Raw genomic sequence first — 14302 nt, forward strand, 5'->3', positions numbered from 1 at the left:
CGACAGAACCTGTCGTATTTTTTAGTTAATAAAGAAAAAAACGAATAGTAGAAAATGCTTCTGTAATTCATACATCTTCCCACCCAGCCCTTGGAAATTGGGAATGTTTTGCTATAACTTTGCTGCCACGTTTTAAAATAGAAGCAGCAATGGGTGTCCTGAAAAAATTGGAGATAAAAAAGAAGAGTCAAAAAGCAGAGGATAAAAATCTGTCTTTCCGGGTTTTTGATTTGACCGTGGGAAATCTGAAAGAATATACCCAACCACATAAGAAAGACCATTTCTGTATTATTGTGATGGAAAGTGGAAGCCTTAAGATTCATATTGAAGAAAAAATACACCTGCTTAAAGCCGGAAAAATTTCTGTCATATTTCCTGAACAGGTTAGCTTCGTTTCTGCCGTAAGCGACAGTCTTAAAGGAAAAATAATTTTATTTGAAGAAATATTATTCTGTTCTGACATTCTTAAAAATGAATTAAGCACCTATAATGTCAATCTTTCTACCCAATTGAACTGTACCATTCTTTCACCCGAAGATCTTAAACAAAGTCTACATACCATTTCAATCATTCAGAAAATTTATCAACATCCCAGTCTTATCAAAAAAGAGCAGGCAAGGTTTCATATTAAAATTTTCCTGTTGGGACTCATTGAATCGGTGCATGGGCTCCATCCTATTCTTCATAAAGATACTGCAGACAAGCCCATATATGTCCGGTTTAAAAAGCTCCTGAATGAGCATTACAAACAACACAGGACGGTTCAGTATTATGCTGAAGAATTAGCTGTTAGTACGAAAAAGTTAAACTCTATTACCAAAAAACACTGCAGTGAAACTGCTATTCAGGCGATTCACAACCGGATTTTAATAGAAATCAAACGTCAGTTGATGTTTTCTGATCTTTCACATAAAGAGATTGCTTTTGATCTCGGTTTTAATTCTCCCTCAGCTCTCAACAAATTTGTAAAAGCAAAACTTAAGGAAACCCCTACGGAACTTCAGCAGGAGCTGGCGCAAATGTATAACGGATAGTCCTGTTTGTATAACATTACCTGTTTCGTCTTATCTAATTTTGTTTCATCAAAAATTAACTAAGAAAAATGAGTAAATTATTTATCGCAGGAGAAGTTTTCCATGGAGCGGGAAGCCTTGACGAATTAAAGAATATTACCGGTAAAAAAGCGGTTATTGTAACTGGAGGAAGCTCAATGAGAAAGAGCGGAACATTGGATAAAGCAGTTGCTTACCTTACTGAAGCAGGTATTGAAACACAGATTTTCGAAGGTGTGGAAGAAGATCCATCTTCCGGAACTTGTATGAAAGGGGCTGAAGTAATGAAAACTTTTGAACCTGACTGGGTGATCGGATTGGGAGGTTGTTCAGCCATTGATGCTGCCAAAATTATGTGGGTGTTTTATGAGTATCCTGATGCCGATTTTGAAGCCATGATCAAACCGTTTACAGTACCGGTTTTAAGAAATAAAGCTAAATTTATTGCTATTCCTTCTACCAGTGGAACAGGAACTGAAACTACAGGTTTAGCCGTTATCACAGACCGTGAAAAAGGAGTAAAATATCCCATCGTTTCTTATGAACTGACTCCGGATATTGCGATTGTGGATGGTGAGATCTGTGCTTCCATGCCGGCTCATATCACTTCAAATACAGGACTGGATGCTTTGACACACTGTGTGGAAGCTTATGTTTCAAATATTGAGAACAACTATGCTGATGCCCTTTCAAAAGGAGGATTGGAAATTGTTTTTGACAATCTTAAAGAGGCCGTAAACCACCCTGATAATATTAAGGCCCGTCAAAATATGCATGATGCCTCTTTTATGGCTGGGCTGGCATTCAATAATGCATGGTTGGGAATCGTTCATTCCTTATCTCATCAGGTGGGTGCTTTGTATGGAATTCCTCATGGGGCTTCCAATGCTATCTTCCTTCCGAATGTGATCCGTTATAATGCTCTGGCAACAGATCGTTATCCTGATCTGGCTAAAGTAATTGGTAAAGAAACAGCTGAAGACCTTGCTCAGGCTATTGAAACATTACGTTCTGAGGTAAATAATAATTCTTCTCTTAAAGCATTTGGAATTTCAAAAGAAGACTGGGACAAAAACCTTGATTATATCACAGCCAATGCTTTGGCAGATCCTTGTACGGGTTTCAATCCGCGTGTTCCTTCATTGGATGACTTAAAAGCAATATACAATGCATGCTATGAGGGTGTTATTTATGCTGAAGAGGCAGTAGCTGCCCTGTAACTTATTAAAGAAGAAGTGATGACTTTTGATAATCATTCGTCATTAAACAAAAACAGGAAATCGAATTGATTTCCTGTTTTATTTTTTATTGATAGATTACGACATTATCCTTTTTAAGCTGATAGCCGCTCTTTTTGAAAGGAACCAGTACATAACCGTCTTTTTTCCAAGCTTTTGCTTTTCCCGCTCTGGTAAGAATTACACTTCCTCCTTCAGCATCTTTAACGAAAACCTCCGCTTTTTTCTTGTCTTTGCTGAAAATAACTGCTGCAATATAACCGCCGTCAGAAGAAACCTCTTTTAATTTGATTTTTTCTTCAAAAGTTCTGATACAGTCTTTTTTGATCTGAGAATACGTATATCCTGCTGAACCGATACATCCGTGAGCATCTCTATCGCCACCTAATACAGGTGTTTTCTGTGCGAATACTAAAGAACCAAGGAACATTGTGCTAAGTAAAATTGTTTTTTTCATGTTTTGTCGTGTTGTTATAACTATCGTGGTATTATTAAAAATCGTGCCAAAACACTTACCTGTGAAAACTTTTTCGGATGCCCATTATAGAATTTCATTCTCCGGGTTGCTCTCATTTTAACGATTCTTCTTTGGAACTGTTATCCGTGTATCGGTGTAATAGCGGCTGATCATTCGTCATTAAATAAAAACAGGAAATCGAATTGATTTCCTGTTTTATTTTTTATTGATAGATTACGACATTATTCTTTTTAAGCTGATAGCCGCTTTTTTTGAAAGGAACCAGTACATAACCGTCTTTTTTCCAAGCTTTTGCTTTTCCCGCTCTGGTAAGAATGATGCTTCCTTCAGTATCTTTAACAAAAACCTCAGCTTTTTTCTTGTCTTTGCTGAAAATTACTGCTGCGATATAACCGCCATCTGAAGAAACCTCTTTTAATTTGATTTTTTCTTCAAAAGTTCTTACACAGTCTTTTTTGATCTGAGAATAGGTATACCCTGCAGAACCAATACATCCGTGAGCATCTCTATCGCCTCCTTTTATGGTCATTTCCTGTGCAAAGACTAAAGAACCAAGGAACATCGTGCTAAGTAAAATTGTTTTTTTCATGTTTGTTGTTGTATTGTTATAATAACTATCGTGGGTACTATAAAAAATCATGCCAAAACACAAACAAAACACTTTGATGTGAAAAATCTCCTTCAGCTTCTTACTTAGTCCAGGTGATTTTTGAGTGCTTCACCTCGTCAGAATTTGTTCCGATCATCACATCGAATTCTCCTGATTCCCAGTCGTATTTCAGCTCTCCGTTATAGAATTTCAGATTCTCAGGGCTGATCTCAAAGGTTACTTTTTTGGATTCTCCTTTTTTCAGAAATACTTTCTGGAAGCCTTTCAGTTCTTTTACAGGTCTTGTAATACTTCCCACCATATCTCTGATATAAAGCTGAACCACCTCTGCTCCATCATAGTTTCCGGTATTAGACACGGTCACAGATGCCTGAATGGTTTGGTTTCCTTTTGGATTGGCATTAGAAACAGTCATATCCGAATAACTGAATTTTGTATAGCTCAATCCATATCCGAAAGAATATAATGGAGTATTACATTCATCCATATAATTGGAACGGAATCTTTGGTATTCACATTTATCAACAGACTTCTGATCTAAAGGACGGCCTGTATTTTTAGCATTGTAATAAATAGGCACCTGCCCAAGGCTTCTTGGGAAAGTCATCGGAAGTTTTCCTGAAGGGTTTACTTTTCCGAATAGCACATCAGCAAGTGCATTTCCTGCTTCTGAACCCGGGAACCATGCGTTTACAATAGCGTCGGGAATATCTTTTACATTCGTTAAAGCTAATGGACGGCCCGTGAAGAGAACCATTGCAATAGGCTTTCCTGTCTTTTTCAACTCGTTTAGCAAATCAACCTGAGACTGAGGGATTGTAATTTCACTTCTTGAAGAAGATTCCCCGCTCATTTCTGCAGATTCTCCGATTGCTAAGACAATAACATCGGCTTTATTGGCAATATCCACGGCTTCTTTTAACAATTCTTCTTTGGAACGGTTATCTCTGTCGGTTTTCTTCCCGTGAGCCGCATAGATTTCTTCTAATTTTGCATCATAATCGATGTTCGCCCCTTTAGCAGAAAGGAACTTAACTTCCTTACCATAATTAGCCTGCAGCCCCTGTACCAGATTAACAGAAATATTATGTTTTGTAGCTACACTCCAGGTGCCGGCCATATTCATTGAGTTATTAACCAATGGTCCGATGACAGCCACTGTTCCTGATTTTTTCAAAGGCAACACCTGGTTTTCATTTTTCAGTAAAACCATCGACTGAGCAGCAGCATTTCTTGCCACATTACGGTTTTCCATATTGTAAACCTCTTTTGCCGCCAGCTTGGCATCTCCATGTTTGTATGGATTATCAAATAAGCCTAAATCATATTTCGCTTCAAGAATTCTTTTGGCAGCCATATCAATTTCGGCCTGTGTCACTTTTCCTTCTGATAAAGATTTTTTTAAGGTTGTTAAAAAACCTTCTCCTACCATATCCATATCCACTCCGGCTTTTAAAGCCAAAGCAGAAACCTGCTGAATATCCCCCATTCCGTGATCAACCATCTCGTTGATACCGGTATAATCGGTTACTACAAAACCTTTGAATTTCCATTGGTTCCTCAGCACTTCAGTCTGAAGCCATCTGTTTCCTGTTGCAGGAACTCCGTCCACCTCATTGAAAGAGGCCATCACAGAGGCTACACCGGCATCAACAGCTGCTTTGTAAGGCGGAAAATATTCATTGAACATTCTTATATGGCTCATATCTACGGTATTGTAATCTTTACCCGATTCGCCTGCTCCATATAGTGCAAAATGCTTTACACAGGCAAGTATATTGGTCCCATTGGCTAAATCTTTCCCCTGGTATCCATACACCATATTTTTTGAAATTTCACTTCCTAAATAAGGATCTTCACCCGAACCTTCAGACACTCTTCCCCATCTTGGTTCACGGGAAATATCAACCATGGGCGAAAAAGTCCAGTTAATTCCGTCTGAAGCAGCTTCTCTGGCAGCCACTCTTGCAGACTGCTGTACCAGGTTCATATCCCATGATGCAGCTAAGCCTAATGGAATTGGAAAAGTCGTTTCATAACCATGGATAACATCCATTCCAAAAATCATTGGAATTTTCAAACGGCTTTTTTCAACAGCTACTTTTTGAACGGCTTTGATTTTGTCAGCTCCTTTTATGTTGAACAATCCGCCTACCAATCCTTGCTCTACTTTTTTTCCAATATCGGAACTTTGAGCCATTCCTGTAGTAAAATCTCCGGAAGTCGGCAGGTTGAGCTGACCGATCTTCTCGTCCAAAGTCATTTTAGATAACAGATTATCTACAAAGGCTTTCTTTTTCGCCTGATATTGGGCTGTCTGATAAGACTGTACGGGTTTATCCACCATCTCCTGTGCCGAGAATACCGGCGAAAGGGCTAATGCAGCGAGTACGATTAGTTTTTTCATAAATCTAACTTCTTATTGTTCTATTATAATTAACGTGAGAACGTTATTTTTTGACTGATTGTATCTGATTGATCTATTTTTATTGTCTCCAAAAAAGACAATATTCAAAAATATAAAAATTATTCAATATGCCTTCAATAAAATCAAGGTTTTACGATGACTGAGCATTGCATTTCTTTAAGTCCTGTCTACTTTTCTTTTTTCTTTGATAACATCCATTCATACAGCTGAGGATTAGAATACGCCGAATCCCAGGAGTTGTGGTTATCATTCGGGAAGATCACCAATTCTGCAGACGGATTTACCGGATGTAGTTTCTGATAGAATTTAAAGGCATTTTCCGGCAGTACGATATCATCCATTCCGCCATGATATATTTTCATATTCAAATTTTTATACTGCTGAATATTGGCTGTCATCACCTGATCTGTAGGTGCACATACTGAAACTACTGCGGCAAACATTTCAGGATGCTCCATAGCTAATTTCAACGTACCCCAGCCTCCCATGGAAAGTCCGGTAAGGTAAATCCTGGAAGCATCAATTTTATATTTCTTCTGAATTTCTTTTATTAAATTATAAATGGTCACCGTATCCCACCACGAATCCGCAGGACATTGCGGTGCCAGAATAGCCACCGGCTCCTTGATCAGTTCTTTATAGGTGAAAGGGCTGTGTGCTTTTACCATTTCCAGGTTGCTACCTCTTTCCCCCGACCCGTGAAGAAATACAATTAAAGGAACATTTCCTTTTGATTTTTGAGGATAATCCAGAATGTAGGATATTTTTTCAGGTCTTTTAATTTCTTTGTTAAGTTCAGCTTTTATTTCCTGGGCCTTCATCTGTAATGAAAGGGGAAGGAGCAAAAGGGGAAGGTGTTTTAATTTTAATTTCATATTGTTATTTAGGTTTTGGCTAAAGCCAGTGGATAGCTTTTTATTTATTTAAACGGGCTAAAGCCCGTTTCTATTGATGTTAAATACTCGCAAATTAACAGATTATCATAGACTGACTTCATTGCGTAAACGGTATAAAGCCCGTTTTTATTGATATCAAAGTAGCCACGGGTGCACAATGATCCTGCACTCGTGGCTCATTGAAAGGTATCTATTTTATTCCGTATTTCGGGGACTGGAAGCTTAATTTTTTTAATCCCTGCTGAATTTCCGGTGCATTCATAAACAGTTTCCAAAGGAATCCTGACCTGTAGTTTTCTATCATTGGAGCTATTGTCCCCTGATCAATCGCCAGGTATCTTGGGGTAGACCAATTGTTATAATGAATAGAAGTAGCATCATAAGGCCCGGCGCTTCCTATAAATTCAGGTTTTTGGGTATACAGAAACCTCAGGAAATTCATTGATTCTTTTGGGGTGTATGGGAAACTGCTTAAGGCAGCTGTAGGGGTGATCACTCCGTTATCATTGGTGGGCATATGAGCCGTGTAGCCCGCAGTTCCGTCTTCATTTCTGGTATAACCAGCTGTTAGCCCCCAATAATTGGGACCATACCCTTTCCATTGCTTTGGATTTTCCACGCAATATTTGTAATCAATAAGAGTTTGGTTTTTATTTAATTCAAAATAGTTTTTGATCAGTTTATCGGAAAGTCCGGTTGGATCAAGTCCTATATATGAATATTGTGACCAAAAAAGCGGTCCGCCATATTCTTCGGCGTAATTATGTTTTACGTAAAGTGGTAATCCGTATTTTGTTTTGTCGGTAAGGTAGGTTCCGTTTCTGGTCCAGCCTTTATAGTAGGTTTCTGCATCAATGGCATACGTAGGTGAAGATGCTGCCAGGATATAGGTGATTAAGCATTCATTATAACCTTCCAGAGGAAAATTCATGTCCCACTGATATTCCGGAGACCAATGCCAGTATAATACTTTTTCGCCTCCTTTTGTATACCAGTTCCACTGAACCCCTTTCCAAAGTTCGTCGCATTTTGCGGCCAACTCTTTTTCTTCGGCATTTCCATTTTTAAAATACTCACGGGTCATCAGTATCCCTGAGGTAAGGAATGCTGTTTCTACCAGATCTCCTCCATTATCTTTTTTACCGAAAGGTACGGTCTTACCTGTTTCACCATTAATCCAATGCGGCCACGCTCCTTTATGACGGTCTGCTTTTGCCAGAAAATCCATGATATGGGAAAGTCTTTTTACGGCTTCTTTTCTTGGAATAAATCCTCTTTCTACTCCAACCAGAATGGTAGCCAGTCCAAATCCTGAACCGCCGGTGGTTATTACATGTTTATCATTATCCGGGTAGATATTATCTTCGTGATAACGCTCTCTCCCCAACATTGAATTGGGTTCTGCATAATCCCAGAAGTAGGTAAGAGCATCTTTCTGTACCTTATCCATCAACTGTTCATCTGTAATAGTGCTTTTGACTATTTTATCCTGCGAAGCTTCCTGTTTGGAACCCTGGATGTTTTTGCATGAATACACAAAAAACAGGGAGGCTACTGCAGCTGATACTACGATCCTTTTCATTGGTAAATGGTTTACTGGTTTATAAAATGAGAGGAGAATTTTCACTCTCCTCTTGTTTATGTATGTATTTTAGTAATTCGGGTTTTGCTGAGACAATCCTCCGGCTTCCATGATAAACTCATAAGGAAGCGGGAATAATTCATGTTTTCCAACAACGAATTTCTTATTACCGTCTGCTGCCATAGCTGCCTGTGCCTGCCCCGTTCTTACAAGGTCAAACCATCTGTCGTGTTCGAATGCCAGTTCCAGTCTTCTTTCTTTCCAGATAGCCATTCTTACATCTGCCTGGGTGGTAGCTGTTGTTTCTGCAATTTTAGCTCTTGTTCTCACCTGATTCAATAATGGAATTGCCACACTGGTTTGTCCCAATTCATTAAGTGCTTCTGCCTTGATCAACAAAACTTCTGCATATCTGAGATAACGGATATTGGTATCTGTAGCATCTTTGTCATAGAATGCTGATGAGTATGCCTTATAATTATAGAATTTATTTTCTACAGTATTTGGAATGTATCTTCCGTCGTATAACGTCATATCTCTGTGAATGATCGTGGCATCTCTTCTTTCTGTATCTCCTTCTGCTGTGTAAGCATCATACAAACCTTGTGTAGGGGTTGCAAATCCCCAGCCCCAGCCTCCGGAACCACGAACTCCCTGTACTTTACTGTACTGCTGGATTGCTCTTCCGGCATCACTTCCCGATCCCTGGATTTCAAAGATAGATTCTGCATTATTTTCCCCTGAAACTTTATAAATATCGATAAAATTAGGAGTCAATGAATATCCGGTAACCAAATCACACTGTTCTGCGGCCAGCTGCCATTTTTTCTGGTAAAGATATACTTTAGCCAGTAATGCGTGAGCTGCCCCTACTGAAGCTCTTCCCACATCAGTAGCTCCATATGCAGATTTATTAGGTAATGCTTCTATAGCATCTTTCAGGTCTTTTTCAATAAATGCATAGATCTCTTCTTTGCTTACTCTGGTAAGCTGCATCTTTTTATCTACCTCATTTCCAAGAACCGGAACACGGTCTACTAAAGGAACTCCTCCAAAAGATCTTACCAGGGTAAAGTACATAAAAGCTCTCAGGAACTTAGCTTCTCCCATCAGTCTTTTACGTAATTCAGGATTAGCCTTATCCAGTTTTGGAATATATTGTAAAGCCTGGTTACACCTGTTTATTCCCTGATAGTTAGAAGCAAAAAGCTCTTTAAAGGAAGGTGTAGTTGCAGTAATATTGATGGCATCCAGAAGATTTTTATCTGATCCTGTATCTCCTTCTGATGATCCTTTATCAGCATCATCAGAGATAATGGAAGTTACCCCTATCCAGGCAAACGTACTCATATTCCAATCTAAGAATTTGGCATAGATAGAATTTACAAAATAAGTTGCCCCATTGTCATTATTAAATTTTTCAAGGTCATCAATCGTCATTGACTCTGATGGTTTTACATCGATAAATTCATCACTGCAGCTTTGTACAGCAGCTACAGAACCTAATAACATTAAAGATATTAACAGTATTTTATTTCGTTTCATTTTTTTAAAAGTTTATGTTTACACCGAATACAAAAGATCTTAACGTAGGGTATGCATTCAATTCTACCCCTGCCATTTTATAAGGATCTCCCTCTGTTTTTGCATCAGTAGGGTTATATCCTGACAATTCTGTTGAATACCCCGAATATTTCTGCCATACTACCGGGTTGATAGCACTTACATAAAACTTTATAGACCTTACGTAGTCTACAATATCTTTTACGGTATATCCGATTGATATATTATTAATTCTGAAATAATCTCCGTCTTCTAAGAAATAGGTAGAAGCAATAGGATTATCTGTATAAGGCTTAGGGTTGTATGAATTAGAGTTAGAAGGGCTCCAGTAATCCTGTGCTACTGAAGATTCAACATTAATACTGTTTCCTCTCTGCGCTTTCTTACCGTTGTATACTTTAAATCCGAACGCTCCATATCCATTGGCTGCAAAATCCCAGTTTTTATAGCTTAAGGATACATTGATCCCCAGGGTAGATTTTGGAATATAAGAATCGAAATACTTTCTGTCTTCGGCGTCAGCACTTCCTGTAACCCCGTTTCCGTTAAGGTCTTTATATTTCATATTTCCACTGGCATCTACTCCATCATACTCCCATAAATAGAAACTTCCCAACGCATGTCCAACTGTAGAACCGTTAAATAGTTTTACCCACTGCCCGTTACCCAGATCTCCACCACTCAACTGAGCAATATTCTTTTGAGTATCCACTCTGGTAAGCTGGTTTTGATTGAAGGAATAATTGGCTCCAAGAGAGTATGACCAGTCGTCTCCTACTTTATCAGCCCAGTTCAGGGAGAATTCCATCCCTCTGTTTCTTACTGCACCTACGTGAGAATAATAAGTTTCTGACTGACCGGAAGTTGTATAATTGGTAATTCCTAAAATAAGGTTATTTGTTTCTCTGTTATAAGCATCAATGCTACCTGTCAGTCTTTTGTTGAACAATCCAAAATCCAATCCTGCAGAAGATTCTTCGGTAACCTCCCATCCTAAAACAGGGTCAAAACCTTTGTTTACGGTGATTCCGTTACTTACAGGATTTGCATTTCCATATCCATAATTATAAGGGGTACCTGAGTTTAGGGGAAGATAGTTCAGAGGAACTCGTTGGTTTCCTAATTTACCCCAGCCTCCTCTCAGTTTTAAAAGATCAAAGAAGCTGTCTTTCATGAAATCTTCTTCAGAAATGATCCAACCGGCTCCAAATGATGGGAAAGTTCCCCATTTTTGTCCTGCGGCAAACTGTGAAGATCCGTCGCGTCTTACCGTAGCACTCAGCAAATAACGATTCATCAATTTATACTGTGCTCTGGCAAAATAAGAAACCGTAGTATTTCTATCATATTTTACAGAATTAAGGGTCTGAACATTATTTACATAGTTCGTGTCCTTAATGTTCCAGTAGTTCTGATCATTTAAAAGTAAGTTCTTTCTCTTTACAATCAGCTGATCGATACCGTTTCTTACGGTTGTTTCCGTACCAATTGTGGCTTCAAGATCATGAACCCCGAATTTTTTATTATAAGTTAAATAATTTGTTAAAGACCAGTTGTAATAATCTTCTCTTGTATTTTCCAGGGTATTGTATGGATTGCTATTGGAGAAACCTGCTGCCGTCCTTGTAGGGTCCTCTGCAAGCCATATTGCCACTTCATCTCTGAAATTATAGGCTTTATAATTAGAATACTCTCCATTAAACTGAGAAGTAAACTTCAGTCCTTTAAGGATATCAATATCCAATTTTAACCCTCCCTGCAATAATGTATTTTTATTTTGCTCATTATTCAGCAACAGCTGGCTTACCGGGTTGGTTACATCATTAAATTTATTTCCTGTATAATCTACAAGACCTGTGGAGGTGTTTACATAAGGCATTCCAAACTGTCCTGACGGATAGTAAACAGGGACCATCGGAGACTGTTTATATGCTGTTGTAAAAGCATTAAAAGGTTTCGGGGTAGTTTTTGTAAAAGCTACACTGAAATTTTGCTGTAACGTAATCCCTTTAGCAATTTTAAACTCATTGTTGGATCTGATGGTGGCACGGTTATAATCTGTACCTCTCAGAATCGACTGTTCGTCATAGTTACTTAAACTAAAGAAATATTTTACAGCTTCTGAGGATCCTGAAATAGAAAGGTTATGCTGATTATACACTCCTGTTCTTGTAATTTCTTTAAACCAGTCTGTATTTACCGGCTGGTCTGTAGAAAATCTGTTAACCCCTAAGGCTGCATTATTATAAGTGGCAAATTCTGAAGCATTGGCCATTTTTACTGTTTTCAATGGAGTTCTTATCCCCATTAACCCGTCATAGGAAACACTCAGTTTTCCTTTTCCGCTTTTTGTGGTAATAATGATTACCCCATTAGCGGCTCTGTTACCATAGATGGCCAGGGCTGCTGCATCTTTCAGGATATCATAGGTAAGGATATCATTAGAGTTGATATTATTAATATTCTCTAAAAACATACCATCAACTACATAAAGTGGCGACCGTCCTCCTGTTACCGTTCCCAGACCTCTGATTAATACAGAAGGTGTAGATCCCGGCATATCCGAAGCTGTAATCTGTACCCCGGCAGCTTTACCCTGTATAGCCTGCGAGGCATTTAAAACTTTAGTTTTTGTTACTTCTTCGGCACTGATAGAACTGATGGATGTTGTATTATCTACCTTTTTACGGCTACCATATCCAATCATTACGACCTCATCTATTTTCTGGACTTTAGCAGAATCTTGTGTAACCTGCGCATCCACGTTCATACCAAAGTATAAAACAGCAATAAGGCATGAATACTTTAAATTACCTTGTTTCATATAGTTTCAATTTTATTCGTACAATCAAATTTTGTGAAATGTCCCTATTTGACAGCAATTCAATTTCTCAAAAAAAGACATTAGCCAAAAATATAAAAAAAAATGAACAATGTTAATTTATCTTAAAAATTGAAAAAAAATTACATAATTTTACACAGAAACAGACGAACAGTTTAATTTTATGAATTTAAGATCAGAATATTTATCAATTTATCATCATATTATTAATTGTAAAAACAATGTTTTTACAATATAATTCACCAAATGACGGTGCTGAATTTAATATTTTGTTAAATAGATAATAGTATCTACCTTTGGTGCAGTTTTTGAAAAACCTAGAAAAAGGATCAATGAAAAAATATATTGTTGCAGCCGCTTTCATTATTGGAACCGGAGCAGTTATTACTACTACTGTACAATCCTGTACAACGCTGGCTACCTCTGATATGGGACTTTCCATTATCAAAAAGATGCTTCTCAACGGAATAGACAAAGGAATGGGTGTTTATGCAAATAAGGAGGCCTTCCTACAGAATAATATGGTGGATAAAGCCCTTCCAAAAGAGCTCAGAGACATGAATTCCATCCTTGAAAAGGTTGCACCGTCATTGGTGGCTAAGGAAAGAGATTTCATTGCCCAGGCTGCCGCCTATACTGTAAATACCTCAAAACCGATCTTACAGGGTGCCGTTAACAGTCTAAATGCACAGGATGTAACAAGGATCATCCAGGGAACAACAGCTACACAAATCCTAAAAGAAAAAACATCTCAGCAGCTTGTTGCGGCTATTGCTCCAAAAGTAGATGAAAAACTGAACGAATACGGAATCGTTAAAACCATCAACACGGCTTTATCAGGGAGCAACTTTTTGGGGAACCTTTTAGGAGGCAACAGCAACACTGTAAATGCAGGCGGGCTGAGCCAGCTTGCTTCTGAACAGCTTGTGAATGGAATATTCAACATTATTGAAGACTACGAGAACCAGAACTCCAAAGCCCTGTTGGGACCATTTGGAAAATAAGGGAAATTTCGTTATATTTATACTATATTACTAATTGCAGATGGATATATTACAAGGAAATCAACACGCAAGTCCTGAGGATTTTTACAAATCTTTAAAGGAAAAACTGGAGGATCATCATGATTTTCCAGAGGATTATTTATTTAAATTTATTATCCCTACAGACCAGGCAAAGCTTACTGAAATATATAAGGTTTTTGATGGTATTAAATTTACCTTGGGAAACCGTGAAAGTAAAAATGGAAAATACACAGCCTGTAATATCAGTGCATTTGTTTTGGATGCTGATCAGGTGGTAACAATTTATCAGGAAGTAGCCAAGATAGAAGGCGTTATTCTACTATAAAAAATTTCAGCTACAAAATACATTTGTGGTTATAAACCCGGCTGGCCTATCCATAGACCAGCCGGGTTTATTTATACTACCATTCAGGGATAACTTTTTAGTAAGTAAATTATCCCGGAATATTTTACTCTACTGCCAAAACTATATTCATTCTCTTTGTCATCCCGGAGGGATCTCAATCGCAAGCTTTAAAAATAATATTTAGATTCTTACAGAACAAATGGAGTGTTTAAAATTGCCTATTACTTCTTATTTGAAGAGAA

The 14302-nt window shown here is 38.1% G+C and carries 11 protein-coding genes; 4 read left to right on the plus strand and 7 right to left on the minus strand.

All coding sequences use genetic code 11. The features are described from left to right. Positions 1 to 119 precede the first annotated feature (119 nt). Together MP477_RS03795 and MP477_RS03800 are read left to right on the plus strand one after the other, a co-directional pair. Positions 120 to 1034: a helix-turn-helix transcriptional regulator gene (locus MP477_RS03795; RefSeq protein WP_257189204.1), complete on the plus strand. Its 915-nt coding sequence runs from the start codon at positions 120 to 122 to the stop codon at positions 1032 to 1034. A 68-nt stretch (positions 1035 to 1102) separates the two neighbouring features. Beyond that, positions 1103 to 2272, plus strand: a complete 1170-nt coding sequence (locus tag MP477_RS03800; protein WP_257189205.1) for an iron-containing alcohol dehydrogenase — start codon at positions 1103 to 1105, stop codon at positions 2270 to 2272. An 85-nt stretch (positions 2273 to 2357) separates the two neighbouring features. Here the strand turns inward: MP477_RS03800 and MP477_RS03805 are convergent, their stop codons facing one another. From MP477_RS03805 to MP477_RS03835, 7 genes are all read right to left on the minus strand, one after another. Next, entirely contained in the window at positions 2358 to 2747 is a 390-nt protein-coding gene (locus MP477_RS03805) for a hypothetical protein (RefSeq protein ID WP_257189206.1), read from the minus strand. 223 nt (positions 2748 to 2970) lie between these two features. Then, complete coding sequence (locus tag MP477_RS03810) at positions 2971 to 3357, minus strand: hypothetical protein (RefSeq protein ID WP_257189207.1); 387 nt, start codon at positions 3355 to 3357, stop codon at positions 2971 to 2973. A gap of 100 nt (positions 3358 to 3457) precedes the next feature. Then, entirely contained in the window at positions 3458 to 5785 is a 2328-nt protein-coding gene (bglX, locus tag MP477_RS03815; RefSeq protein ID WP_257189208.1) for a beta-glucosidase BglX, read from the minus strand. Between the two features lie 188 nt (positions 5786 to 5973). Then, positions 5974 to 6681 (minus strand): prolyl oligopeptidase family serine peptidase, encoded by a 708-nt coding sequence (locus MP477_RS03820; protein ID WP_257189209.1) that lies wholly within the window; start codon positions 6679 to 6681, stop codon positions 5974 to 5976. A gap of 211 nt (positions 6682 to 6892) precedes the next feature. Then, on the minus strand, positions 6893 to 8284 hold the full coding sequence (locus MP477_RS03825) for a glucoamylase family protein (protein WP_257189210.1): 1392 nt from the start codon (positions 8282 to 8284) through the stop codon (positions 6893 to 6895). A gap of 69 nt (positions 8285 to 8353) precedes the next feature. Further along, entirely contained in the window at positions 8354 to 9829 is a 1476-nt protein-coding gene (locus MP477_RS03830) for a RagB/SusD family nutrient uptake outer membrane protein (RefSeq protein WP_230036221.1), read from the minus strand. A gap of 4 nt (positions 9830 to 9833) precedes the next feature. After that, positions 9834 to 12671 carry a SusC/RagA family TonB-linked outer membrane protein gene (locus MP477_RS03835; RefSeq protein WP_230036219.1) on the minus strand — a complete coding sequence of 946 codons (2838 nt, stop codon included), beginning with the start codon at positions 12669 to 12671 and terminating at the stop codon, positions 9834 to 9836. Between the two features lie 350 nt (positions 12672 to 13021). On the opposite strand from MP477_RS03835, the gene MP477_RS03840 reads away from it, so the two are divergent. Continuing rightward, positions 13022 to 13693 (plus strand): DUF4197 family protein, encoded by a 672-nt coding sequence (locus tag MP477_RS03840; RefSeq protein ID WP_257189211.1) that lies wholly within the window; start codon positions 13022 to 13024, stop codon positions 13691 to 13693. A 40-nt stretch (positions 13694 to 13733) separates the two neighbouring features. After that, a complete protein-coding gene (locus MP477_RS03845; protein WP_230036216.1) occupies positions 13734 to 14039 on the plus strand; it encodes a DUF493 family protein in 306 nt (101 codons plus the stop codon). Positions 14040 to 14302: the final 263 nt, after the last annotated feature.

This window comes from Chryseobacterium sp. WG23 (assembly GCF_024586575.1).
Lineage (GTDB): Bacteria > Bacteroidota > Bacteroidia > Flavobacteriales > Weeksellaceae > Chryseobacterium.